The sequence below is a fragment of the Klebsiella sp. GN_Kp190 genome (assembly GCF_040061795.1).
Classification (GTDB): domain Bacteria; phylum Pseudomonadota; class Gammaproteobacteria; order Enterobacterales; family Enterobacteriaceae; genus Klebsiella; species Klebsiella michiganensis.
On record NZ_JBEAFN010000011.1, the window covers coordinates 1 to 23,528 of the forward strand.

21 protein-coding genes are annotated in these 23,528 nt (G+C 55.2%); 15 read left to right on the plus strand and 6 right to left on the minus strand.

What is annotated here, in order from left to right; translation table 11 throughout:
* Positions 1 to 155 precede the first annotated feature (155 nt).
* Entirely contained in the window at positions 156 to 617 is a 462-nt protein-coding gene (locus tag ABLU67_RS08240) for an Lrp/AsnC family transcriptional regulator (RefSeq protein ID WP_014226704.1), read from the minus strand.
* Between the two features lie 149 nt (positions 618 to 766).
* Between ABLU67_RS08240 and ABLU67_RS08245 the strand changes: the two genes are divergently transcribed.
* The 10 genes from ABLU67_RS08245 to ABLU67_RS08290 all read left to right on the plus strand — a co-directional run bounded on the left by ABLU67_RS08245 (position 767) and on the right by ABLU67_RS08290 (position 11,283).
* Positions 767 to 1,378: a LysE family translocator gene (locus ABLU67_RS08245; protein WP_025106051.1), complete on the plus strand. Its 612-nt coding sequence runs from the start codon at positions 767 to 769 to the stop codon at positions 1,376 to 1,378.
* 986 nt (positions 1,379 to 2,364) lie between these two features.
* A complete protein-coding gene (locus ABLU67_RS08250; protein ID WP_025106050.1) occupies positions 2,365 to 2,967 on the plus strand; it encodes a tyrosine-type DNA invertase in 603 nt (200 codons plus the stop codon).
* Between the two features lie 568 nt (positions 2,968 to 3,535).
* A complete protein-coding gene (locus ABLU67_RS08255; RefSeq protein WP_025106049.1) occupies positions 3,536 to 4,126 on the plus strand; it encodes a tyrosine-type DNA invertase in 591 nt (196 codons plus the stop codon).
* A 499-nt stretch (positions 4,127 to 4,625) separates the two neighbouring features.
* The gene (gene fimA / locus ABLU67_RS08260; protein WP_025106048.1) at positions 4,626 to 5,174 is read left to right on the plus strand and encodes a type 1 fimbrial major subunit FimA; all 549 of its coding nucleotides are present in this window, start codon (positions 4,626 to 4,628) and stop codon (positions 5,172 to 5,174) included.
* A 71-nt stretch (positions 5,175 to 5,245) separates the two neighbouring features.
* Positions 5,246 to 5,785: a fimbrial protein gene (locus tag ABLU67_RS08265; protein ID WP_025106047.1), complete on the plus strand. Its 540-nt coding sequence runs from the start codon at positions 5,246 to 5,248 to the stop codon at positions 5,783 to 5,785.
* A 73-nt stretch (positions 5,786 to 5,858) separates the two neighbouring features.
* Positions 5,859 to 6,545, plus strand: coding sequence for a fimbria/pilus periplasmic chaperone (locus ABLU67_RS08270; protein ID WP_029946879.1), 687 nt, complete (start codon positions 5,859 to 5,861; stop codon positions 6,543 to 6,545).
* A 73-nt stretch (positions 6,546 to 6,618) separates the two neighbouring features.
* Positions 6,619 to 9,249 carry a fimbrial biogenesis usher protein gene (locus ABLU67_RS08275; RefSeq protein ID WP_348852242.1) on the plus strand — a complete coding sequence of 877 codons (2,631 nt, stop codon included), beginning with the start codon at positions 6,619 to 6,621 and terminating at the stop codon, positions 9,247 to 9,249.
* Between the two features lie 10 nt (positions 9,250 to 9,259).
* On the plus strand, positions 9,260 to 9,790 hold the full coding sequence (locus ABLU67_RS08280) for a fimbrial protein (protein WP_102803217.1): 531 nt from the start codon (positions 9,260 to 9,262) through the stop codon (positions 9,788 to 9,790).
* A 12-nt stretch (positions 9,791 to 9,802) separates the two neighbouring features.
* Positions 9,803 to 10,306 carry a fimbrial protein gene (locus tag ABLU67_RS08285; protein WP_048260352.1) on the plus strand — a complete coding sequence of 168 codons (504 nt, stop codon included), beginning with the start codon at positions 9,803 to 9,805 and terminating at the stop codon, positions 10,304 to 10,306.
* A 14-nt stretch (positions 10,307 to 10,320) separates the two neighbouring features.
* Complete coding sequence (locus ABLU67_RS08290) at positions 10,321 to 11,283, plus strand: fimbrial protein (RefSeq protein WP_048260354.1); 963 nt, start codon at positions 10,321 to 10,323, stop codon at positions 11,281 to 11,283.
* 148 nt (positions 11,284 to 11,431) lie between these two features.
* Here the strand turns inward: ABLU67_RS08290 and ABLU67_RS08295 are convergent, their stop codons facing one another.
* Positions 11,432 to 11,704 carry a GNAT family N-acetyltransferase gene (locus ABLU67_RS08295; protein ID WP_014226706.1) on the minus strand — a complete coding sequence of 91 codons (273 nt, stop codon included), beginning with the start codon at positions 11,702 to 11,704 and terminating at the stop codon, positions 11,432 to 11,434.
* Between the two features lie 11 nt (positions 11,705 to 11,715).
* Positions 11,716 to 11,946 carry a 4Fe-4S mono-cluster protein YjdI gene (gene yjdI, locus ABLU67_RS08300; RefSeq protein WP_004134525.1) on the minus strand — a complete coding sequence of 77 codons (231 nt, stop codon included), beginning with the start codon at positions 11,944 to 11,946 and terminating at the stop codon, positions 11,716 to 11,718.
* Between the two features lie 269 nt (positions 11,947 to 12,215).
* Between yjdI and ABLU67_RS08305 the strand changes: the two genes are divergently transcribed.
* Genes ABLU67_RS08305 through ABLU67_RS08320 form a run of 4 tightly spaced genes read left to right on the plus strand, consistent with a single transcriptional unit; the run spans position 12,216 to position 16,945 of the window.
* Positions 12,216 to 12,488 (plus strand): YtcA family lipoprotein, encoded by a 273-nt coding sequence (locus ABLU67_RS08305; RefSeq protein WP_014226707.1) that lies wholly within the window; start codon positions 12,216 to 12,218, stop codon positions 12,486 to 12,488.
* A 6-nt stretch (positions 12,489 to 12,494) separates the two neighbouring features.
* Complete coding sequence (gene mdtN / locus ABLU67_RS08310; RefSeq protein WP_014226708.1) at positions 12,495 to 13,523, plus strand: multidrug transporter subunit MdtN; 1,029 nt, start codon at positions 12,495 to 12,497, stop codon at positions 13,521 to 13,523.
* A gap of 9 nt (positions 13,524 to 13,532) precedes the next feature.
* Positions 13,533 to 15,470 (plus strand): FUSC family protein, encoded by a 1,938-nt coding sequence (locus ABLU67_RS08315; protein ID WP_064358904.1) that lies wholly within the window; start codon positions 13,533 to 13,535, stop codon positions 15,468 to 15,470.
* Positions 15,467 to 16,945: an MdtP family multidrug efflux transporter outer membrane subunit gene (locus tag ABLU67_RS08320; RefSeq protein ID WP_348852243.1), complete on the plus strand. Its 1,479-nt coding sequence runs from the start codon at positions 15,467 to 15,469 to the stop codon at positions 16,943 to 16,945. Before ABLU67_RS08315 ends, ABLU67_RS08320 begins: the two co-directional genes overlap by 4 nt.
* Here the strand turns inward: ABLU67_RS08320 and ABLU67_RS08325 are convergent.
* Positions 16,942 to 19,653 carry a LuxR C-terminal-related transcriptional regulator gene (locus ABLU67_RS08325; RefSeq protein WP_102803219.1) on the minus strand — a complete coding sequence of 904 codons (2,712 nt, stop codon included), beginning with the start codon at positions 19,651 to 19,653 and terminating at the stop codon, positions 16,942 to 16,944. The genes ABLU67_RS08320 and ABLU67_RS08325 overlap by 4 nt on opposite strands.
* Positions 19,654 to 19,820: 167 nt before the next feature.
* Between ABLU67_RS08325 and ABLU67_RS08330 the strand changes: the two genes are divergently transcribed.
* A complete protein-coding gene (locus ABLU67_RS08330; RefSeq protein ID WP_032751132.1) occupies positions 19,821 to 20,600 on the plus strand; it encodes an acetoin reductase in 780 nt (259 codons plus the stop codon).
* Between the two features lie 40 nt (positions 20,601 to 20,640).
* Here the strand turns inward: ABLU67_RS08330 and ABLU67_RS08335 are convergent, their stop codons facing one another.
* Together ABLU67_RS08335 and ABLU67_RS08340 are read right to left on the minus strand one after the other, a co-directional pair.
* Positions 20,641 to 22,194, minus strand: a complete 1,554-nt coding sequence (locus ABLU67_RS08335) for a peptide MFS transporter (protein WP_004124798.1) — start codon at positions 22,192 to 22,194, stop codon at positions 20,641 to 20,643.
* A 496-nt stretch (positions 22,195 to 22,690) separates the two neighbouring features.
* Positions 22,691 to 23,113, minus strand: coding sequence for a hypothetical protein (locus tag ABLU67_RS08340; protein WP_009654947.1), 423 nt, complete (start codon positions 23,111 to 23,113; stop codon positions 22,691 to 22,693).
* Positions 23,114 to 23,528: the final 415 nt, after the last annotated feature.

Consider the following 23,528-nt stretch of genomic DNA (forward strand, 5'->3'; position numbering starts at 1 on the left):
TAGCCGCGACCGGGGAGCAGAGCGCAGAGTAGCTGAATTTCCCGGAGGCGATGCTTACGCATCTGTCCGGGTTACCGGCCCGCGGACGGCTGTTAACCTGTAGCCCGGGCAGGCGCTTTGCGCCGCCCCCGGGAGCTGATCGCAGAGTGGCATAATCACCCCTTACCGAGCGGAAACGGGCGATCCTGCACAACCGTTTTCATCACCAGCGTCGACCGCAGGTGCTGCACGCCGGGCATTGCCGAGAGTTTGTCATCATACAGTTTCTGGAACGCCGGGAGATCGCGGGTTACCACGTGCATCAGGTAGTCCGGATCGCCAAACAGGCGCTGCGCCAGCACGATTTGCGGTATCTCTTCCACAGCCTCCTCAAACGCGCTTACCGCTTTCTTATCGCCCTCTTTTAGCGTCGCGAAGACGATCGCCAAAAAGTTAAAGCCCATTTTGGCCGGATCCAGATTAGCCCGATAGCCGGTAATCACGCCTTCTTGCTCCAGCGTCCGCAGCCGTCGATGACAGGGCGAAAGGCTGAGATTCACCCGCTCGGCCAGCTCGGTTATCGACAGCCGTCCGTCAGCCTGTAGCTCAGCAAGAATTTTTCGATCGATGCTATCCATTTGGAAGATTTTCCCTCAGAAGAACGCCTTAAAGCATAACATTGAAAGCTCATTGCGCAATAAACTCGATATTCTTTCCCTCAAATAACCGCCGCTTAACGAGGGAAAATGATGAGAAATTGCCGTCAGCACGCAGAGGTGAGCCGTCCATGGAAATGAGCTTTATCGCCAGCTTTTGGCTGGTCTCCTTTCTGCTGATCATCACGCCGGGCGCTGACTGGGCCTATACCATCAGCGCGGGGATCAACGGACGGCGCGTGATACCCGCCGTCGCCGGACTCATGTCTGGCCACCTGCTGGCCACGCTGATCGTCATCGCCGGAATCGGCGTGTTAATCGCCAATCATCCGCTGGCGCTATCGACGCTCACGCTGCTGGGCGCGGGCTATCTGATGTGGCTGGGGATCGCTATTTTGCGCCATCCGCCGATGCCTGATACCCAGCAGCACAGCGCGGGCAGCTGGAATCGCTGGGCGATTAAGGGATTATGCATTAGCGGCCTGAATCCAAAAGTCTTTCTTCTGTTTCTGGCCCTCCTGCCGCAGTTTACCGACCCCCAGGGAAGCTGGTCGGTTACGCAGCAAATGCTGATACTCAGCAGTTTACATCTGTTAACCTGCACACTGGTTTACCTGGTCGTTGGATACTGTTCACGCGCTATTTTAACAACCCGCCCTCATGTGGCGTATTTAATTAGTATGCTATCCGGCTCTATTATGATTCTGACCGCCTCCATCCTGATTTACGGAGAGTTGACTTAACCAAATAGCCAGAGTGTGAGATCAGATCTCACACTCAGTGTTATTCGTTGTTGTGCCGAAGCTAAAGCTTATATGTGAATATGCATATGCCAATCTTTGATTATGTACAGCTATTTGATACATGTAACATCTCTACTATCCTTCTCATCCATTACGTAGTTATACGTAATTCCCCCTCTCTCTTAAATGTTGAAATTGGTTTACTTCAGTCAGCTTTTTTAGTTTTGTTTAACATGTGTTGTAGTTTCTCTTTAGTAAAAAAGATATATTATCTTCGCACTGAGTTGGTTCCAGGAAAACCCTCACATCAAACAATTTAACTTATTGATTTTTCAACAATTAATAAATCAAAAAGCAAGCCAACGGCATTTTTGGGATTGAGACTCAAATACATGCCAGCATCATAAAAATGGATATAAACAAACAGCACACCATAACAAATGATACAATTCACCTCGCAAATTGAATACAACAAATAAATCATGAGAAGCATGTGAAGTAGCATAATAAAAGAATATCTATTGTACGTAACTCAAGCGGCTACAACTCTTTTATGCCACCAACTCTTACGCTTACTGGCTGGACGTCATTTTCTGCTCCGAGATATAAATCAGATTCATTATATTCTTATCCGAAATAATATTGATTTCACGCGCAGAAAAAAACCAATCTAAACATTCATGTTCAAGCAATAAAATGGAGTAATAATATATATCCTAAATAATTCGAATTACTGAACAAAGTGAATAAACGTTTTGAATAGCGCTTAGGCTGACCCCGACGGGGTGAAGCTGAAAGGCGAGTCCCCGGGAGTTACTGGAGTCAGTAACGGGGGTGAGCGAAAGCCCGTAAGGGCAAGGTCATCATGGATGACGACGAGTCACTCAGAAGCCAATGCGCAAGCAAGTGGAAGTATGACCGGTATACATTAGTTAAATGACTGTTAGCTGGATGCTAGCCCCATATCGCGTAATAAAAGGGACATTATGAAGAGCAATACAGGCAATACGAAAAGGAATTTCTTAACGCAAAACGAAATTGAGGCACTGTTAGCCGCAGCGAACACAGGAGCTCACGCCACACGTAACTACTGTTTGACGTTGTTGTGCTTTATTCACGGGCTACGCGCCAGTGAGATCTGCCGTCTGCGGGTCTCAGATATCGATCTTCAGTCAAAATGTATCTACGTCCACCGGCTGAAAAGAGGATTCTCAACCTCCCACCCACTAATTAATAAAGAAATTCAGGCATTAAAAAGCTGGCTGACTGTTCGGGAAACCTATCCGCAGGCAGACAGCGAATGGTTATTTTTGTCACGTAAAGGAAATCCTTTATCGCGGCAGCAGTTTTATCATGTTATCTCAGTCGCAGGTGGCAATGCCGGCCTGCCAATTGAAATCCATCCGCATATGCTTCGCCACTCATGTGGTTTTGCTCTGGCCAACATGGGCATTGATACCCGTCTGATTCAGGACTATCTCGGACATCGAAATATTCGCCATACCGTCTGGTATACCGCCAGCAATGCCGGTCGTTTCTATGGTATCTGGGATAGCGCCCGCGATAAAAAAAGGCGAGTTATTTTATAACCCTTCTCTTCGACGCCGATTACGGCGTCGAAATCCTTCCGTACGCAGCGAATACATCTTTAGCGCCAACACATACCCACTCGTTACTATTAAAATCAAAACAGTCACACACATAACTACATTGCAAAATAATTATGACTTTCCGCACTGATTTGCTGTAATGCAAAATATTTAAGTAAGATATTTCTCAAACCCATCAGATTTAATTATTTTTCCTTTAATTTTAATAACCTGATAGCAGGGGGACTGCGCGTCTCTTGTGATATCAAATAAAAATCGATAAACATTATGGGTGACAAATTTGTCAGCTTGAACTTATCACAGCTTCAGTAACCCGTATTTATATACCCTAAATAAATCGCGTTGCAGGACAACACGGTTAACCGTTTTGCACAGCGCTTGCGCTGGCCGCGTAAGGAGGAGGCCGAGTATTGCCAACGCACAAGCAACTGGAAGTATGACGGGTATATGCGCAGATAATTTTCGGCTTTATTGCGGTGCGTCTGACGCATGCTGATGATTTGTCCCGCGACATCCGCCCACATGCATATATCAGGAGTGATACATTATGAATCGACGTCGTTTTCTTACAGCTAAAGAAGTTCAGGCAATGATGTTAGCTGTACGTCATGGCCCTACCGGCGAACGCGATTATTGCCTTATCTTGCTAGCGTTTCGCCATGGTATGCGCATCAGTGAACTTCTTGATTTGCATTATCGGGATTTTGATCTCAATGAAGGACGCATCAATATCCGTCGGCTGAAGAACGGCTTCTCCACGGTGCATCCCTTGCGTTTTGATGAACGTGACGCGCTTGAATGCTGGAGCCAGATTCGCGCCAGTTGGTATAGGGCAGATAAAAGCGATGCGGTGTTCATCTCGCGCCGCGGCACCCGACTTTCCCGTCAACAGGCTTACCGCATCATTAAAAGCGCAGGTATCGCTGCCGGCACCGCTACGCCTACCCATCCGCATATGTTACGCCATGCCTGTGGTTACGAACTGGCAGAGAGAGGAGCGGATACCCGCCTGATACAGGATTATCTCGGTCATCGTAACATTCGCCACACAGTACGATATACCGCCAGTAACGCTGCTCGATTCGCTGGATTATGGGAGAGAAAAAACTTATTAGCTGAAAATTTATACAATCAATAATTTGTGGCTAATTTATTGATTTTTTTCTTTTTTTTTGAAAAACGAATGGGTCAATTAGGACCAAACTGTCCGTATGATAAAAAAGTTTTGAAACATTCTGCAACTCAAATATGTTCTTTTTTGGCAAAATAAATATAACCACCTGATTTATAAATAAATTACCCTCCACCATTTATGGTATTCCTCCTCCTGTTTCAGCATATTCACTTTTCCATCGACTCTCATCATCAGCTTGTTTGTTTTCCTTCCCCACCTCACCACATACGATAAAGAACCAAGAAAACAACAAAAAACAGATTAAAAACCCGCTTAAAAAAATGAAAAGCGATAAAACAAGACATTTATTTCAATGAGTCAAAATGGTCCTAACTGTTACATCAGTCAGGTAAAAACTTTGAAGAACCGGCAGTCGGACCATCGGCTAAAAATGGAGTGCCTGGAAGGCATAACGACTGCCAACAACGGTTCGTAATATCGATAATGTTTAAAGGAAAACAACATGAAAATCAAAACACTGGCTATCGTTGCTCTGTCAGCTCTTTCCCTGAGTTCTACCGTTGCTCTGGCCGCAACCACCACCGTAAACGGCGGCACCGTGCATTTTAAAGGGGAAGTGGTCAACGCAGCCTGTGCGGTAGATGCCGGTTCTCTCGATCAAACCGTTATGTTAGGTCAGGTGCGTTCAGCAAAACTGGCTACCGCTGGCAGCACCAGCTCTTCCGTTGGTTTCAATATCCAGCTGGATGAATGTGACACCACCGTTGCAACTAAAGCGTCTGTTGCGTTCTCTGGTACTGCGGTTAATAACACCAATACAAACGTACTGGCACTGCAGAACTCCGCTGCGGGCAGCGCAACCAACGTTGGCGTACAGATCCTCGACAGCACCGGTACCCCGCTGGCACTGGATGGCGCAACCTTCAGCAAGGCGTCTACCCTGAACGACGGCACTAACGTCATTCCGTTCCAGGCTCGCTACTACGCAACCGGTGCAGCCACTGCCGGTATCGCTAACGCTGACGCGACCTTTAAAGTCCAGTACGAATAATCCATTTGTTGGCAAGGAAGCAATTCGGGCCAGGATGGCCCGTTTTTCACTAAACAACTGGAGCGATCACGATGCATAAAATGAGATTAGGTTTGTTCATTTTTCTGCTACCGCCACTCGCCCTGGCGGGTAATCGGTGGAACGTCACTTTACCCGGTGGAAATATGCGTTTTCAGGGAGAAATTATCGCTGAATCCTGCCGGGTAGAAGCCGGGGATAGGCAGATGATCGTCAATATGGGACAGATCTCCAGTAACCGATTTCACTCAGCCGGCGAGGATACCTCCCCTGTGTCTTTCGATATTCATCTGCAGGACTGTAATACCACCGTTAGCCGGCATGTTGGCGTAGCGTTCAGAGGGGTCGCAGACGGTAAGAATCCAGACGTACTTTCGATTGGTGAAGGACCGGGGATTGCTACAGGTATAGGTATCGCGCTATTCGACAAAGATAACAGCCTCATACCGCTCAATCACCCTCCCAGAAGGTGGATGCAAATTTATTCCGGGCCTACCACTCTCCATTTCGTTGCAAAGTATCGGGCCACAGGAAAACAGGTGACTGGAGGCGTCGCAAATGCGCAGGCCTCATTTTCTTTAACCTATCAATAACTGGCCTGCCAACCTACCGAAAAGGGAAATAACGGTGAATACACAAGGAATATATGTGAAAAATAAGCTGAAAATGACACGTGGCCTGCTGGCAGGCATGATGATGACTGTCCTGGCAAGTTTTACTTCCTCCGCTGAAGCGGGCGTGGCTTTAGGGGCAACCCGAGTTATTTATCCAGCTGAACTCAAACAGGTCCAGCTAGCCGTCACTAATAATGACGAGAAAAGCACCTATTTGATTCAGTCATGGATCGAGAATAATGACGGGAGTAAAGATGGTCATTTTGTCATCACCCCACCGTTATTTTCTATGCAGGGGAAAAAAGAAAATACTCTGCGAATTATCGATGCCACTAACAATCAATTACCGCAGGATCGGGAAACGCTTTTCTGGATCAATGTTAAAGCTATTCCTTCAATGGATAAATCAAAGCTTAATGATAATACCCTGCAGTTGGCAATTATCAGCCGTATCAAGCTCTATTATCGCCCGGCAAACCTGGCGCTCTCGCCAGATCAGGCTGCAGAAAAACTAACATTTCGTCGTAATGGAAATGTTCTCACGCTTAGCAATCCAACGCCGTACTACCAGACGGTCACCGAGCTTAATGCTGGAAAACGGGTACTGGAAAATGCGCTGGTGCCGCCTTTAGGAGAGACCTCCGTCAAATTACCGTCCGATTCAGGTAGCGAAATTACCTACCGGACAATTAATGATTATGGCGCGCTGACCCCGAAAATGACGGGTAAAACACAATAACTTAAGGCAATAGTTAACGCTATCGCTTGAAATAAAAAGAACTGACAGCCGGCGATTTTAGACCGGAGGGACTATGTCATATTTGAAATATGGACTTTACCATTTGGGCTCACAATGCATTCGACGCAATAACCTGCGCTCAACACGCATCCTGGCCAGGATTCCCCTTTTTATTTTACTCACCTCACAGGCTTTTTCTGCGCAGGCAGAGTTTTATTTCAATCCACGGTTCCTGTCAGACGATCCTACCGCCGTAGCGGATCTGTCCGGTTTTGAAAATGGACAAGAGATACCGCCGGGAACCTACCGTGTGGATATATATCTCAATGACGGTTATATGACCACCCGCGACGTCACGTTTGATGCCGGAGATAAAGGTAAAGGATTGCTGCCCTGCCTTACCCGCGGGCAGTTGGCCAGCATGGGCCTCAGCACCTCTTCAATCGCAGGGCTGGGGGAACTGCCCGCCGATAGCTGCGTCCCCTTACTTGAGATGATCGAGGATATGACGATCCGTTTCGATGTGGCTCAACAACGTCTTTACCTCACCATTCCTCAGGCATTTATGGGCAACCGCGCCCGCGGTAGCATTCCTCCGGAGCTGTGGGATGATGGTATCAATGCGCTACTGCTGAACTACAACTTCACCGGCAACACCGTGCATAACGACGTCGGCGGTAGCAGCAACTACGCGTACCTGAACCTGCAGAGCGGGCTGAATCTGGGCGCCTGGCGCCTGCGCGACAACACCACCTGGAGCTACAGCAGCGGTTCCGCAAACAACGAAAATCAATGGCAGCACATTAACACCTGGCTGGAGCGAGACGTTACGCCATTACGCTCGCGCCTGACCCTTGGCGACAGCTACACCAACGGCGATATCTTTGACGGCATCAACTTCCGCGGCGTGCAGTTAGCTTCCGACGATAATATGCTGCCGGACAGCCAGAAGGGTTTCGCCCCGGTCATTCACGGGATTGCCCGCGGCACGGCCCAGGTCTCGATTAAACAGAACGGGTATGAGATCTTCCAGAGCACGGTACCGCCCGGCCCGTTTACCATCAACGATCTCTATGCGGCCGGTAATAGCGGCGATCTACAGGTCACCATCAAAGAGGCCGACGGCAGCAGTCAGGTGTTCACCGTCCCTTACTCTTCCGTTCCGGTGCTCCAGCGCGAAGGCTACTCCCGCTATACGGTCACCGCCGGCGAGTACCGCAGCGGCAACAATCAGCAGGAGAAACCTAAATTCTTCCAGGGCACGTTGCTGCAAGGACTCCCGGCGGGCTGGACGCTGTACGGCGGCACCCAGCTGGCGGACCGCTACCACGCCTTTAACCTCGGCGTGGGGAAAAACATGGGGGAGCAGGGGGCGCTGTCGCTGGATGTCACCCAGGCCAATGCCACCCTGCCCGATGACAGCGATCACCAGGGTCAGTCGGTCCGCTTCCTCTATAACAAGTCGCTGACGGATACCGGCACCAATATTCAGCTGGTGGGTTACCGCTACTCCACGCACGGCTACTTCAGCTTCGCCGATACCACCTACAGCCGGATGAGCGGCTACAACGTCGCGACCCAGGACGGGGTGATTGAAGTGAAGCCGACGTTCACCGACTACTACAACCTCGCTTACAACAAGCGCGGCAAAATACAGGCCAGCATCACCCAGCAGCTGGGGCGTACTGCGACTCTTTACCTGAACGGCAGTCATCAGACCTACTGGGGCACCGGCAAGGCCGATCAGCAGCTCCAGGCGGGGCTGAACACCGCCGTCAATGATATCAACTGGACGCTCAGCTACAGCCTGACCAAAAACGCCTGGCAGCAGGGGCGCGACCAGATGCTGGCAGTCAACGTCAATATTCCGTTCAGCCACTGGCTGCGTTCCGACAGCAAATCAGTCTGGCGGCACGCCAGCGCCAGTAGCAGCATGTCAAACGATCTGCATGGTCGGATGAGCACTCTGGCGGGCCTGCACGGCACGCTGCTGGAGGACAACAACCTGAGCTACAGCATGCAGACCGGCTACGCCGGCGGCGGTGAGGGCAACAGCGGCGGCACCGGCTACGCGGCGCTGAACTACCGCGGCGGCTACGGCAACGCCAACGTCGGCTACAGCCGCAGCGACGGTATCAAACAGCTGTACTACGGCCTGAGCGGCGGCGTGCTGGCCCACGCCGACGGCGTCACCCTGAGCCAGCCGATGAACGACACGGTGGTGCTGATCAAAGCCCCCGGCGCAGACAACGTCAAAGTGGAAAACCAGACCGGGGTTCAGACCGACTGGCGCGGCTACGCCGTGCTGCCCTACGCCACCGAATACCGGGAAAACCGGGTGGCGCTGGACACCAACAGCCTGGCCGATAACGTCGACCTGGACGATGCGGTTGTCAGCGTCGTCCCGACCCATGGCGCGATTGCCCGTGCGGAGTTTAAAGCCCACGTCGGGCTCAAGCTGCTGATGTCGCTCATCTATAACGGAAAGCCGGTTCCCTTCGGCGCGCTGGTCACCCCGGCCGGTAGCCAGGGCAGCAGCATCGTCGCCGATAACGGCCAGGTCTATCTAAGCGGGATGCCGCTGGCCGGCAAAGTCCTGGCGAAATGGGGCGAAGGTCCGAACGCCAGCTGCGAGGCTGACTACAGCCTGCCGTCCGAAAGTAAGAACCAGGCATTGAGCCAGCTGTCGGCAGTCTGCCGTTAAGGAAGTCATGATGATGAGAATACCTTTTTATCTGCTGAGCGCCGTCCTGTCGCTGGTGATTACCAACGCCAGCGCGGCGGACAGCACCATCACCATCAGCGGCTACGTTCGCGATAACGCCTGCGCCGTGGCGGGTGAGTCGAAAGATTTTACCGTCGATCTGATGGATAACGCCACGAAGCAGCTGCATAGGGTTGGAGCCACAACGCCTTTGGTGCCGTTTCGCATTGTGCTGTCGCCCTGCGGCAGCGCGGTCACCTCGGTGAAGGTCGGCTTTGTTGGCGTTGCCGACAGCATCAATACCGACCTGTTACAGCTCGATCGCGGCACTTCAGCGGCGGCGGGGATGGGCGTGCAGATCCTTGACGCGCAGCAGACGGCGCTGCCGCTTAATGCCGCGTCGTCTGCAATCCCGTGGACTATTCTGACCCCCAGCCGGACCAACACGCTGAACTTTTACGCCCGGCTGATGACCACCCGGGTGCCGGTCACCGCCGGGCACGTTAGTGCTACCGCGACATTCACGCTCGAATTCCAGTAAACGGAGGCTCTGATGAAATGGATTCATGCCGGGTGGCTTCTGGCAATCACGCTGACCGCATTTTCCCCGGTGCTGCAGGCCACCGACATTACTATTACCGTTAACGGCAAAGTGGTGGCCAAACCCTGTACCGTTTCCACCACTAACGCCAGCGTCGATCTGGGGGAACTCTATACCTTCAGCCTGGTATCAGCAGGTTCCGCGTCGGCCTGGCACAGTACCGAGCTCGATTTAAGCAACTGCCCGGTCGGCACCTCGCGGGTCACCGCCAGCTTCAGCGGCTCGGCGGACGCCACGGGTTACTACAGAAACCAGGGTACCGCCCGCAATATCCAGCTTGAGCTACAGGATGAAGGCGGAAACACGCTGAACACCGGTGCGAGAAAAGAGGTGCAGGTGGATGATTCAACGCAATCAACCCGGTTTCCTCTCAAGGTCAGGGCGCTGACGGTCAACGGAGGCGCGACTCAAGGAACGATCCAGGCGGTGATTTACGTCACCTATACCTACGCCTGAATCAGGAGAAATAAATGAATTATCAAAATCAGACCACGTCAAAGATTGGGAAGCTGATATACAAGATTTTTTGTATTTTATCATTAGTAGCAGGTTACTCTACGGCTGCTCACGCCTTTACCTGCTATGACGCTACGGGCGTGACCCTGGACAGCTTATACGGCGATCAGTCCACAAACGTCTATGTTAATTTACAGCCGTCCCTGGGGGTTGGCCAAAACCTCGTCGTGGACTTATCTCAATCCATATTTTGTAAGAATGACACTCCAGAAGACCGTAACGATTTTACAAGCATACTGCTGGGCTCATCCTACAGCGGCCTGCTTGCTAACTTTACCGGATCGCTGAAGTACTATGGCTCAAGCTATAACTTCCCGCTGACTTCGAGTACGGCAAGCTACAATTTGCGTTCAGGTAATTTTGTTCCCTGGAATGCGATGCTTTATCTTACTCCAGTCTCTGCCGCTTCCGGAGTTGTCATCAAGTCGGGCTCATTAATCGCCAGGTTGGTTATGCTTCATGTCGGTACCAACGTTCATAATGATACCCGCGAGTATCAGGCACGTTTTACATGGAATATCTATGCGAATAATGACGTCATTGTGCCTACCGGCGGCTGTGATGTCTCATCCCGCAGCGTCACGGTTAATCTTCCCAACTACCCCGCCTCAACGGCGATTCCATTGACGGTACACTGCGCGAAAAATCAGGCGCTGGGTTATTACCTCTCTGGCACCACCGCGGACGCAGCCAATTCCGTTTTTACCAATACCGCGTCATCTTCGGCGGCTCAAGGTATCGGCATTCAGCTAACCCGAAATAGCAGCGTTATTTCAGCCAATAAAGAGGTTTCTTTAGGAACGGTAGGCACCTCACCGGTCAATCTCGGGCTGATCGCTAATTATGCCCGAACCAGCGGCCAGGTTACCGCCGGCAACGTTCAATCGATTATTGGGGTGACATTTGTTTATCAGTAATTTCTTGCTGCAACAGCCCCGGCTGCCGATGGCTTATAACCTTTCCCCGGCCATATGGTTGGTAACGATTTAGCTTACAGAAGACGCTACAATACGCGGCCGCCAGCTCTCGACTCAAATTGTTGCGCCAGCATGCTGGCGCATTTATTCAGGCGCGAATATCGTCGTACTCGCGAGTATTATCAAATTCATGTTTGGCAAACGGGCATAGCGGAATAATTTTACGCTGCTCGCCGCGCATTTTTTCCACCACTTTCGCCACCAGCTTTTTCCCCACCCCCTGACCTTTCAGGCTGGGGTCGACGTCGGTGTGTTCAATAATGCTGAGGTGCTCGCCCGTGGGTACAAAAACAATTTCCGCCACCTGCTTCCCGTCGGCGTCATTGACGTAAAACTTGTTATGACCTTCCAGTATTTCCATCATTTCCTCGCTTATTTTTGACGATACTTTAGTGCGCCGCTCGGGCAGGTATCAATAACCTTAACCACCGTGGCCACGTCCACTTCATCCGGGACGATCCACGGTTTGCGTTTCAGGTTGAAAAGCTTCGCGCTACCGCGCACGCAGTTACCCGAGTGCTGACAGATATCGGTGTTAAAGTAGACATCGATTTTCTCGCCGGTATAGGCGCGATAGCCCGCTTCCAGTAGTTCTTTATCCATGACATTGCCTCAGTTCTGACTATTTTTTTAGCTTTGGCTCTAAGCATAGCCCTGCCAACAACCGCTGACTATCGGCGACGGGCGAAATTTATATTCCAGCGGCCTCACGCCATTAATGCAGAATGAATGATTTTCTATACACTCGTTATCCAAAGAAAATGTTCTGTTTATCGATGAAATACAGACGCTTCGGTTATATCTATCTTTTATTTCCCCGGTAGGGAGATTACACTCATTTCACCTTAACCCGAGCACTCAGGTATTCAGTCTTGAATCGCATTGTAAAGCTGCCGCGCCCTACGCTCTTATTCTTGCTATTTACGCTCTCCGGCTGCTCATTATCCCCGGCGATTCCGGTATTAGGCGCCGCATTCCCGGGCTGGTTTTTCTGCTTAACAGGCGCCGCGCTGTTACTTATTCCCTGCCATATCCTGATTGTGCGTAAAGGATGGCAGTCGCGATTTTCTCCGCTGGTCTTCAGCTATCTGGCGCTGATGTTCCTGTTCGCCACGATTCTGTGGTTCCTGCTCTTCGTAAACTAGATACCTATGACCTCATCCCGCTCAAGCGTTATCCGCAAAAAATGGCCCCTGCTGGCGCTCGTTCTCGCCGCTATCGTGGCGCTGATTCTGGTTATCTGGCAGCTGCAAACCTCGCCGGAAACCAACGATGCCTATGTCTATGCCGACACCATCGACGTGGTGCCGGAAGTGAGCGGGCGGATCGTCGAGATGCCGATTCGCGACAATCAGCGGGTAAAAAAAGGCGACCTGCTGTTCCGCATCGACCCGCGCCCCTACCAGGCGATGCTTGATGATGCCAAAGCGCGGCTGACCACGCTTGATGCGCAGATTATGCTGACTCAGCGCACGATCAAAGCGCAGGAGTACAACGCGCAGTCGGTCAGCGCCGCCGTTGAACGCGCTAAAGCGCTGGTTAAGCAAACCACCTCTTCACGCATTCGCCTTGAGCCGCTGGTACCGCAGGGGTTTGCCTCCCAGGAGGATCTTGATCAGGCGCGAACGGCAGAAAAAGCGGCGCGCGCCGAGCTGGAAGCCACCCTGCTGCAGGCCAAACAGGCTTCCGCCGCCGTGACCGGCGTCGATGCCATGGTGGCGCAGCGGGCGGGCATCCTCGCGCAAATTGCGCTGGCCGAGCTGCACCTCGAATTTACCGAAGTCCGCGCGCCGTTTAACGGCGTGGTGGTGGCGCTGAAAACCACGATCGGCCAGTACGCCTCGGCCCTGAAGCCGGTCTTTACCCTGCTTGATGACGACCACTGGTACGTGGTGGCGAACTTCCGCGAAACCGATTTAAAAAACGTGCGGCCCGGCGTTCCGGCCAGAATCACCGTGATGACCAACCACAGTCGCGCCTTCGAGGGCGTAGTCGACTCGGTCGGCACCGGCGTTCTGCCCGACGGCGGCAGCGTGATTGAAGGCCTGCCGGTGATCCAGAAGAGTATCAACTGGGTCCACGTCTCCCAGCGCTTCCCGGTCAAAATCGCCGTTAAAGACCCCGACCCGAACCTGTTTCGTATGGGCGCCTCCGCCAGCGCCGTTCTGCAGCCGCAATAAGGAGACGGCATGCAGAGCTTGTGGCCCTTTCTGACCCGGGAACTCCGCGATGCGCCGGGGCGGGCGAACTACACCCTGCGCCTGACGCTCAGCTGCGCGGTGCTGATTGTGCTGTTTATGACGCTGCATATTCCCTTCCTCGCCGTCGCGCTGATCGTGGTGTTTTACGTCAGCCAGCCGAACGTCCTGATGATCAAACTGGTGAGCGTGGTTTTCGTGGTGACCGTCAGCGTCGCGCTGGGCGGCGTGCTGCTGATTATCAAATGGACCTATGACTATCCGCTGATCCGCCTGGTCGCCTCGGTGATCCTGTTCTTCTGCGCCATTTACCTGATGCGGGTGCTCGGCAAGCTCGGGCTGGCGTTTTTCGTGGTGGCGCTGGCGGTCATCTACGCCCAGACCTTCCCGTCGATGACCAGCCAGAGCGAAATTCTGGTGCGCCTGCTGCTGTGGCTATGGGTGGCGATCAACACAGCCATTCTGGTGACCCTGCTGGTCAACGCCTGTTTCCAGCAGGCCTTTCCCGGCTATCAGTTCAAAGCCCGGCTGGTGGTGATGCTCCGCCAGACGGCGCGGCGCCTGAGCCAGCCGGACGATGGCACGCCGCCGCCCACCGTTACCGAGATTGCCGGGCAGTTTAACCAACTGCGGTCCCTGTATCAGCAGGCCGCGCGCGCCACGCCGGAGATTGCCGCCAGCCCGCAGGCCTGGCAGTCTCTGATGGCCGCCGCGCTGAGCTGCTCTCATTTGACGGCGCTGCTCCAGCCGGGCGACGACCATCCCGATGCGCGTCGGCGGATAGCCAGCCAGCTTAACGCGCTGGCGGATAATCTGCCCGCGGCGGCGGAGGTCCAGCCGCTGATTGTCCCGCGCGACGGCGCCAACAGCGCCATTTTGCAGGAAATCGCCGAGGTTCTGGCGCGGCTGGCGCGCGGCGAAACCATCCCGCTGCCGCAGGGCGAAGTGGAAAAAGCGCCGCTGCTTTTGCCGGACGCGTGGTCCAATCCGGCCTATCTGCACTTTGCCCTGAAAACGCTGCTGGCGACGCTGCTGTGCTACGTTTTTTACACCGCCGCCGACTGGCAGGGCATCCACACCATCATGCTGAGCTGCGTGATCGTCGCCCAGCCGGGCCTGGGCGCCACCATGCAGAAAACGTGGCTACGCATTGGCGGCGCGCTGCTGGCCACGCTGATTGCGCTGCTTCTGATCGTCTTTGTGCAGCCCTGGACCGATTCGCTGAGCGGCCTGCTGGCGATGACCCTACCGGTCTTCGCGCTGGCGGCGTGGATTGCGGCGGGGTCGGAGCGCATCGCCTACGCCGGCATTCAGATAGGCTTTACCTTCGCGCTGGCATTCCTGAGCTGGTTTGGCCCGCTCAGCAACCTTACCGAGCTGCGCGACCGGGTTATCGGCATCCTGCTCGGCGTACTGGTTTCCTCCATTGTTCATCTCTATTTATGGCCCGATAGCGAAGCGCCGCAGCTGAAAGCACGTCTGGCCCAGCTGTATCGCCAGCTGGCGAAAACCCTCGCCGCCCGCGACGATGAGGTTCAGCAGGTACCGCTGTTTGCCGCGCTGACCGAGAGCGAAACCTTAATCAACCGGGTGGCCGCCGAGCCGCTGGGAACCTATGCGCACCCGTGGCCGGAAGCCAAAAGCTGGCCGGCGCGGGCAACCTTTCGTCAGGCAGAGGAGATCCTGCGCCTCAGCGAAGGCTATCGCCTCTACGCCGCGCCGGAAGATACCTTTTTAGCCCGCTGCGCCCGGCGGCTTGAAGCCTACGCCAGCGATATCGATGCGCAGCAAAATACCGTTGAGCGCGTTCAGGCGCAGCAGCCGGATCCGGCGAATCCGTTCGGCGCGCCGCTGGTCAATGCGCTGGCCGCGCTGCCCACGTGGCCGCTTGCGTCTTCCGTTATTCCGCGACAGGCAACCCGATCATGACGAAAACCACTCCTCTTCCGCGCGTCTGGCGCTCCCTGGCGCTTGCCTTCGCCCTCACGCAATTAGCCGGCTGCGCGTTAATTCAGGACGATCCCGGCCAGGTACCGCTGGTCAACCCGCAGCAGGCCGAGCTGGCGCAGGTGATCCACCTGGCGAACAGCGGCTGGCCGACGGCGCGGTGGTGGGAAGGCTATCAGGATCCCCAGCTCAATATGCTGGTTAATCGCGCGCTGCAGAACTCCCCCACCATGCAGGCGGCGCGGCTGCGTATTTCGCAATCGCAGTCCACGGTTGAGCTGGCGCAGTCGGCAATGGGCGTTCAGGCCACCGCCGTGGCGGCGCAAAACCGCCTGCGGGTAACCAATAAACAGTTTACCTGGCCCTACTCCTTCTCCCTGCCGGTGGATAAAAACGGCCCCTGGTACACGCTGAACACGGTCGGCGTCGGAGCGACGCTGAATATCGATTTATGGGGCGCCGACCGCGCCCGCGTCGCCGCCGCGATTGGCGAAAAGAACGCCCGCCAGGCGGAGACCGCCGGTATCGAGCTGGATCTCGCCAGCAGCGTGGCTCAGCTCTATTTCGCGATGCAGGCAACTTTTCAGAAAATCGAATTACTCAACCAGCTGGAGGCTATCGCCCGCCTCTCGGTGCAGGCGCACGAGCATCGTACCGCGCGCGGCGTCGAGGATAGCGTCGATGTCGCCAATGCCCAGGCGGAGCTGCTGGCGGCGCAGCAGCAGGTGATTACGGCGCAGGGGACGCTGACGCAGTACCGGGAAACCCTGCGGGCGCTGATCGGCGCCGATGCGCATAGCATGCCGGAGATTCACCCCGTGGCGCTGCCGACGCTGCAGGAAACGCTCCCGGACTCGCTCTCGTTTGAGCTGCTGGCCCGCCGCCCTGACCTGCAGGCGCTGCGCGGCTACGTTAGCGCTTCCATGAGCCAGGTGGACGCGGCAAAAGCGGCCTTTTACCCGCACTTTGATATCAAGGCCTTCTGGGGCTACAACGCGCTGAGCGTCGGCGATCTGTTTAAGTCCTCATTCCAGCAGATCAATATACTGCCGGGGCTCTATTTACCGCTGTTTGACGGCGGGCGCTTAAACGCCAACCTGAAATCGACGCGTACGGCGAGCAATATTTTGATTAAGCAGTACAACCAGGCGGTGCTGGACGCGGTGCGCGACGTGGCGATTAGCTCGAGCCAGCTGAACGATTTGAACCAGCAGGTCGCCCTGCAGCAGCAGAAAGTGACGGCGGCGATGGTGACCACCCGCAGCGCCAGCGCGCACCATCAGCGCGGGCTGGTCAGCTACTATGCGGCGCAGGAGGCGCGTCGCCCGGCCATCGCGCAGCAGCTTTTGCTGCTGGATATCCAGGCCCAGCGGCTCAGTACCGATATCACCTTGATTAAAGCGCTGGGCGGCGATTATCGCGGCCCGGCGCTGAGCGAGAACGCCCCATCGCGCTAGCTTAACAGGCGCCATTCGCGCGCCTGGTTTACCGCCTGGATGCGCCCCTTCACCTGCAGCTTTTCATACAGCTGCTTAAGGTGCCATTTGACGGTTTCCGCCGAAATGCCCAGCTCGCGCGCCACGCCCTTGTTGGAATGGCCGCTGGCAATTAAACGCAGGGTCTGCTGCTCCCGTTCAGTCAGCCGCAGCGCGGGCGGCTGCGGACGCGCCGTATCAATCACGATACCGGCGGCGGCGAAGCGGGACAGCAAAGCGACGATATCGGCGGTCAGCGCATCATCCGCCGCGCCGCGCTTGTGCATCTCCGCCAGCAGCGCAGCCATCTCTTCCCTCCCCTCCAGCAGGCTGCGCCACAGCCCCTGACGCAGCGCGCGCGCAAGCGCCGGTCGGCAGACAGCCATCGCCTGCTCCCGCTCGCCGGCACGCCAGAGGGCAAGCGCCTGTTTGAGCCGCAAACGCACGGCGAATAGCCACTCGCCGCTGGTTTCCCGCACGCCGGCCAGCGTATCCAACAGCCTGGCGGCGGCCTGCGGTTCGCCGGCGGCGATAAGGAGACGGCTCTGGCTGAGCGCGATATATCCGCCGGCAGCCTCCGTCTGGCTAAGGGTCTGCAGGCGAAGCAGCAGCGCGTCGGCGGCCAGTTTGTCGCCCGCGTGAAGGGCAACGGCAATCCGCTCCGCCAGCAGCGGAGCCTGCGCCCGCAGCCAGCCGCGCTGGGCCGCCAGCCCTTCGGCATGCAGTAATAGTGATTCGGCTTCCGCCAGTCTCCCCATTTCACGGGCCTGACGGGCCAGGATGATATAGCCGCGGCTAAGGCCGTCGGGCGGACAGAAGTTGTCGATGGTCTCCAGACGCGGAACCAGCAGGCTTTGCGCCTGCTCGCCCTTCCCCTGCTCCCAGGCTATCTCGGCGAGAATGGGCGCCAGGGTAGCGCCGCTGCTGGCGTTCTCGCCGGTATGCTGCTCCGCATAGCGCAGCGCCCCCGCGGCCTGACGTTCCGCTTCGGCGAGATTCCCCTGGCGCAAATAGCTCTGCGCCATGACAAAGGCCCGGTAGACCGTCACGAACAGGTTGCGGTTAGCAACGCTGACGCCGGATACCCGCTGCTGCACCTCCAGCGCCTGCTGCGGCCGGGAGTCCGCCAGATGGCAGTAGCTGAGGATGTTGCACACCAGGCCATCAACCCAGATATCGCCGCAGGGCACCTCGCGCAGCAGCGGTTCGACAATAGCGATACTGCGGGCAATATTGTCGGCAAAGGCTTCGCAGATCGCGCGAACGACCCGCAGCTTCACCCACGAGCTGTGGGCCAGCGCCCCGCCATGCGCCGCCGATTGCGTCTCAATGGCGTCGAGCAGCTGGCGAGCGTCGCTAAACCGGAAGCGGTGGGCTAACGCCCAGGCCAGATTAAGCTGAAGCTCGATGCGCGACGGGTCGAGATTGGCTGGCAGGTAGCGTATCCACTGCACCAGGGTATCGATATCCCCCTCCTCCGCCAGAGACTGCGCGCCCGCTTCCGCATCCCTGGCCGCCGATTTTCCGGCGGCCAGCGCATGGCGTATCGCCTCGGCCCACAGCTGCTGCGCGGCGAACCAGGCGCTGGCGCGATCGTGCAGCTGGCGAATATCAATATCCCCACCGTGGCGCAGGCGATGCAGCAGCGCGTCGCGCATCAGCGGGTGATAGCGAAACCAGCGGCCGCTGTCGTCCAGCGCGGAAAGAAACAGATTGTGCTGCGCTATCCACCTCAGCATCTCGCCGCCGTTATGGCGGCCGCAGACGGCATCGCACAGATCCGGATGCAGGCGATTAAGCACGGAGGTATGCAGCAGGAAGTCGAATACTTCGGGCGGCAGCGGCGCGAAAATCACTTCATCCAGATAGCGGGAGATTGACCGCGAGCCGGCGCCGAAGCCCATCGCCGTAGACGCGTCCGGGGAGAGCGCGGCCATTTTCATTCCCGCGACCCACCCTTGTGTGAGCGCGATAAGCCGGGGGATCGCCTGCGGATCCAGCCCCGACGCGCCAGCGAAATAAGCGCGGGCTTCGCTGGGGTTAAAGCGCAGCTCCGGATCATAGACCTCCAGCAGCTGGTCCTGCATATGCAGACGGCTCAGGGCTAAAGGCGGCTGACTACGGCTACCGATGAGCAGATGCAGCGCCGGCGGCGCATGGTGCAGCAGCCAGCTCATTCCCTGATGAATCGCCGGGTCGCTGATGCACTGATAGTCGTCGAGGATCAGGTACAGCGGGTGCGGGCACTGATTAAGCTGATTAACGAGCTCAGCAAAGAACAGGGGGAGCTCGGCCGGAAGCTCACCTTGTAACAGATGCAGAAACGACGGGCTCCACCCCTGCCACAGCGGCCGCAGCGCCTCCTGTAGATAGCGCATAAACAGCAGCGGCGCGTTGTCGTCCTCTTCAAGGCTCAGCCAGGCCAGCGCATCCCCTTGTCGAAGGCGGTGCCGGTACCACTGCGCCAGCAGGGTGGTTTTGCCAAACCCGGCGGGCGCGCGCAGCAGGGTTAAACGGCGGGAAACGGCGCCGTCGAGGCGCTGCAGCAGGCGCTCCCGCGACAGCAGGCTTTCCGGCGTACGGGGCGGCGTAAAGCGCGTGGAAATAAGCGGCAGCGTCCCGGTGAAACGTAAAGGTTCCTGATGAACAAACGCTGTCAGTGAATCATCCGCCGAGGGTAAAAAAGCCATACCGCGATTACTCCTTAAATCCAGTCCGTACGCTCATTATCCCCCCCATCAGGGGGGTAGGCCACGCTTATTGCGCCCGATAGAGTAGTGCCATTCGCCGCAGCGGCTACGACGACATCGGCCGCGGGCCTCCCTGGTTTATTAATCAGTACAAGGTGAGTACAGACATGGCTATCGAAAATAAAGTTGCGCTGGTGACCGGCGCCGGTCAGGGCATTGGTCGCGGTATCGCGTTGCGTCTGGCTAAAGACGGCGCGTCGGTGATGCTGGTCGACGTGAACCCAGAAGGGATTGCCGCCGTCGCCGCCGAAGTGGAAGCGCTGGGGCGTAAAGCGGCCACCTTCGTCGCTAACATCGCCGACCGCGCGCAGGTATACGCCGCCATTGATGAAGCGGAAAAACAGCTGGGCGGCTTTGATATTATCGTGAACAACGCCGGGATCGCCCAGGTTCAGGCGCTGGCCGATGTGACGCCTGAAGAAGTGGACCGCATCATGCGCATCAACGTTCAGGGTACCCTGTGGGGCATTCAGGCGGCGGCGAAAAAATTCATCGATCGTCAGCAGAAAGGGAAAATCATCAACGCCTGCTCTATCGCCGGTCATGATGGTTTCGCGCTGCTGGGCGTCTATTCCGCCACCAAATTTGCCGTACGCGCCCTGACGCAGGCAGCGGCGAAAGAGTACGCCAGCCGCGGCATCACGGTAAACGCCTACTGTCCGGGGATTGTGGGAACCGGAATGTGGACCGAGATCGATAAGCGCTTCGCCGACATTACCGGTGCGCCGGTGGGCGAAACCTATAAAAAATACGTGGAAGGCATCGCCCTTGGCCGCGCCGAAACGCCGGACGATGTGGCAAGCCTGGTCTCTTATCTGGCAGGCCCGGACTCCGATTATGTTACCGGTCAGTCGATTCTGATCGATGGCGGTATTGTTTACCGTTAAGGGATAAACCCGGCGCAGAACGCGCCGGGTTTTTGCGGGATTACGCGTTAGCCGCGGGCTCCTGCGGCTTGTCGCTGCGGGTGTTTTCCAGCATCCGGCGAACCGGAACAATCAGCAGGCACAGCACCGCGGCGCAGATCAGCAGCGCAATGGAGCAGCGTGCGAACAGGTCAGGCAGCATATCCAGCTGATCGGCCTTCACGTGCCCGCCAATCAGGCCCGCCGCCAGGTTACCCAGGGCGCTGGCGCAGAACCACAGCCCCATCATCTGGCCGCGCATTCTTTCCGGCGCCAGCAGGGTCATGGTCGCCAGGCCAATCGGGCTAAGGCACAGCTCCCCCAGCGTCAGCATCAGAATACTGCCCACCAGCCACATCGGCGAAACGCCCGCGCCGTTGTTGCTCAGGACGTTTTGCGCCGCCAGCATCATCAGACCAAAGCCCGCCGCCGCGCATAAAATACCGATAACAAACTTAGTGATGCTGCTCGGACGGACGTTTTTGCGCGCCAGCGCAGGCCATGCCCAGCTGAATACCGGCGCCAGCAAAATAATAAACAGGGCGTTGATCGACTGGAACCACACCGCCGGGATCTCGAAGGAGCCGAGCATACGGTTGGTATAGTCGTTAGCGAACAGGTTAAACGAGGTCGGTTTCTGCTCAAACGCCGACCAGAAAAAGGCGGCGGAGATGAGCAGGATAAAGCATACCAGCAGGCGGGCGCGCTCTTTGCGGCTCAGTCCGGCGAAGACGAACAGGTAGATAAAATAGAGCACCACCGACGCCGCAATCACGTAGACCAGCACGCTGGCGACCGCCACCGGGTTAATCACGATAACGCCCTGGGCAATCAACGCGATGATAACCGCCACACCGACCGTCAGCGCCAGCAGCCATGCGCCGACGCCGTTTCGTTTCACTACCGGGCTGTTCCAGGTGGAGTCGAGGCCGACTTCGCTGTCGTAGCGTTTCATCGCCGGAACGGCAAAGACGCGGAAGATAATCAGCGCGACCAGCATCCCGATGCCGCCGATGCCGAAGCCCCAGTGCCAGCCGTGAGATTTAATCAGCCAGCCGGAGATCAGCGGGGCGATAAACGACCCCATGTTGATGCCCATATAGAACAGCGAGAAGCCGCCGTCGCGGCGCGCATCGCCTTTCTTGTACAGCGTACCGACCATCACCGAAATACAGGTTTTGAACAGGCCGGAACCGAGCACGATAAACATCAGGCCAATAAAGAACAGGCTATCCCCCATCACCGCCGACAGCGCGATGGAGAGATGGCCGAGGGCGATCAGAATCGAGCCGTACCAGACCGCCTTTTGTTGCCCGAGCCAGTTATCCGCCAGCCAGCCGCCGGGCAGTGCGGCAAGATACATGGTCCCGGCAAAGATCCCGACAATGGCCGACGCGTTCTCGCGCGCCAGCCCCATCCCGCCGTCATAGACGGTGGCCGCCATAAACAGGATCAGTAATGGTCGAATACCGTAAAACGAGAACCGTTCCCACATTTCGGTGAAAAACAGCGAACCGAGGGGGTAAGGATGACCAAAAAAGGTCCGAGTTTCATTTTTATTAACAGAGGAATGCATAACTTCTCCCAAAGATGTCCGCAGCGCTTTAACGCAGCGGAAAGCGTGTTGGCCTTTTATACACAAGGCCAATCATTCACATTTAATGTGACGTAATTTAACCATTTGATAACCTAATAATGGTCCTGTCTAGTCCCTTCCCCCAACTTTTTAGATGAAAAGTCGACAAACGTCTACTTTTACAGATTTAAAGTTGGCGACAGAGGAAATGTGATTGACAGAGGCATTCATGACAAAAATGATACTTTTTCATTTATTTACAAGGAGTTAAGAAATCACCCTGGCAACTTCATCCCGCCAGAAAACCCGGGCGATAAAAGGGGTAAAAGCGGGAAAAAACAGCATTAATGGGGGCTTTATTGAGTAATGCCGTTTAATGACATTCTCATCGACTCAAACCAGGAGGAACTCGCGGCAGGAAATATCCAACCTGCAGCCGGAAGAACGATCGAAGCGAGCATCCCGGCTCATTGGCCCATTGGCGGAGAGGAAATATCTACAGATAGCGGATCAAAAAGACGATAAGCTCCTCAATCAGCTGTGGCTTCATGACTCTAAAAATATACTTAAACTTTTTATGGGATATTTTTACAATGCGCCATTTCGCTTTTGATGCCGTCAGCCGCAGGGTGAGCCTGACTTTCAGCGACAGGCTTTCTTCAGATACAATAATCCGCACTTTATTTCTTGCGTAGTCATATTTGAAACTAATATCAAAAAAGAAACCATCGTTTGCCACGGTGATTTTTTTAGCATCACCAAAAGAACCCTTGGTAACTTTATTATCAGGATTTGCTTTTAGATGTGACAATATTGAGACATATAAGCACACGAATTTTATTTTAAACTCACGCCGCTGTCGCTTTATCTCCTCCTTTTCCTTCCTTAATCTTTCCAGGCTATTTGTCATCGAACTCATTTATTGTTCCTGCCATATGATTTATATCCTATATAATCACCAGCGAGGTTTTTAAGACAGGATAGCATCACGATAATTCTCCATGCGAATAATCAGACAACGCCTCAGAATATTATTTCTGTAGCGTTCGGTAGTATCCGCTCATTATGGCTCGCATAATGACAATATATAAAATATGGTTTTTATTGCCATAACGCGATTCTGACATAAAGATTGAAATAAAATCCACTTTTTATTTCATTGGACATGTTTTTCAGAAGTTTCGCGTTACATTTTAAATGTCCGCGTGCTAAGAATTATATTAGCTACGCGCATAATGTATTGAAAACTTTTAAAAAGGGAGAGAACCAGTAACCGTTTGTTCGTTGACGGATAAGCCGATGCTCCCGATGGCATACAGGAACGTTTGAGGGGC

Coding starts and splice junctions, on each gene's coding strand:
- ABLU67_RS08250 (WP_025106050.1), top strand. CDS start 2,365: ATGAAGAGCAATACAGGCAATACGAAAAGGAATTTCTTAACGCAAAAC.
- ABLU67_RS08315 (WP_064358904.1), top strand. CDS start 13,533: ATGCAGAGCTTGTGGCCCTTTCTGACCCGGGAACTCCGCGATGCGCCG.
- fimA (WP_025106048.1), top strand. CDS start 4,626: ATGAAAATCAAAACACTGGCTATCGTTGCTCTGTCAGCTCTTTCCCTG.
- ABLU67_RS08290 (WP_048260354.1), top strand. CDS start 10,321: ATGAATTATCAAAATCAGACCACGTCAAAGATTGGGAAGCTGATATAC.
- ABLU67_RS08240 (WP_014226704.1), bottom strand. CDS start 617: ATGGATAGCATCGATCGAAAAATTCTTGCTGAGCTACAGGCTGACGGA.
- ABLU67_RS08340 (WP_009654947.1), bottom strand. CDS start 23,113: ATGAGTTCGATGACAAATAGCCTGGAAAGATTAAGGAAGGAAAAGGAG.
- ABLU67_RS08295 (WP_014226706.1), bottom strand. CDS start 11,704: ATGGAAATACTGGAAGGTCATAACAAGTTTTACGTCAATGACGCCGAC.
- ABLU67_RS08335 (WP_004124798.1), bottom strand. CDS start 22,194: ATGCATTCCTCTGTTAATAAAAATGAAACTCGGACCTTTTTTGGTCAT.
- mdtN (WP_014226708.1), top strand. CDS start 12,495: ATGACCTCATCCCGCTCAAGCGTTATCCGCAAAAAATGGCCCCTGCTG.
- ABLU67_RS08265 (WP_025106047.1), top strand. CDS start 5,246: ATGCATAAAATGAGATTAGGTTTGTTCATTTTTCTGCTACCGCCACTC.
- ABLU67_RS08255 (WP_025106049.1), top strand. CDS start 3,536: ATGAATCGACGTCGTTTTCTTACAGCTAAAGAAGTTCAGGCAATGATG.
- ABLU67_RS08325 (WP_102803219.1), bottom strand. CDS start 19,653: ATGGCTTTTTTACCCTCGGCGGATGATTCACTGACAGCGTTTGTTCAT.
- yjdI (WP_004134525.1), bottom strand. CDS start 11,946: ATGGATAAAGAACTACTGGAAGCGGGCTATCGCGCCTATACCGGCGAG.
- ABLU67_RS08270 (WP_029946879.1), top strand. CDS start 5,859: ATGACACGTGGCCTGCTGGCAGGCATGATGATGACTGTCCTGGCAAGT.
- ABLU67_RS08275 (WP_348852242.1), top strand. CDS start 6,619: ATGTCATATTTGAAATATGGACTTTACCATTTGGGCTCACAATGCATT.
- ABLU67_RS08245 (WP_025106051.1), top strand. CDS start 767: ATGGAAATGAGCTTTATCGCCAGCTTTTGGCTGGTCTCCTTTCTGCTG.
- ABLU67_RS08320 (WP_348852243.1), top strand. CDS start 15,467: ATGACGAAAACCACTCCTCTTCCGCGCGTCTGGCGCTCCCTGGCGCTT.
- ABLU67_RS08280 (WP_102803217.1), top strand. CDS start 9,260: ATGATGAGAATACCTTTTTATCTGCTGAGCGCCGTCCTGTCGCTGGTG.
- ABLU67_RS08285 (WP_048260352.1), top strand. CDS start 9,803: ATGAAATGGATTCATGCCGGGTGGCTTCTGGCAATCACGCTGACCGCA.
- ABLU67_RS08330 (WP_032751132.1), top strand. CDS start 19,821: ATGGCTATCGAAAATAAAGTTGCGCTGGTGACCGGCGCCGGTCAGGGC.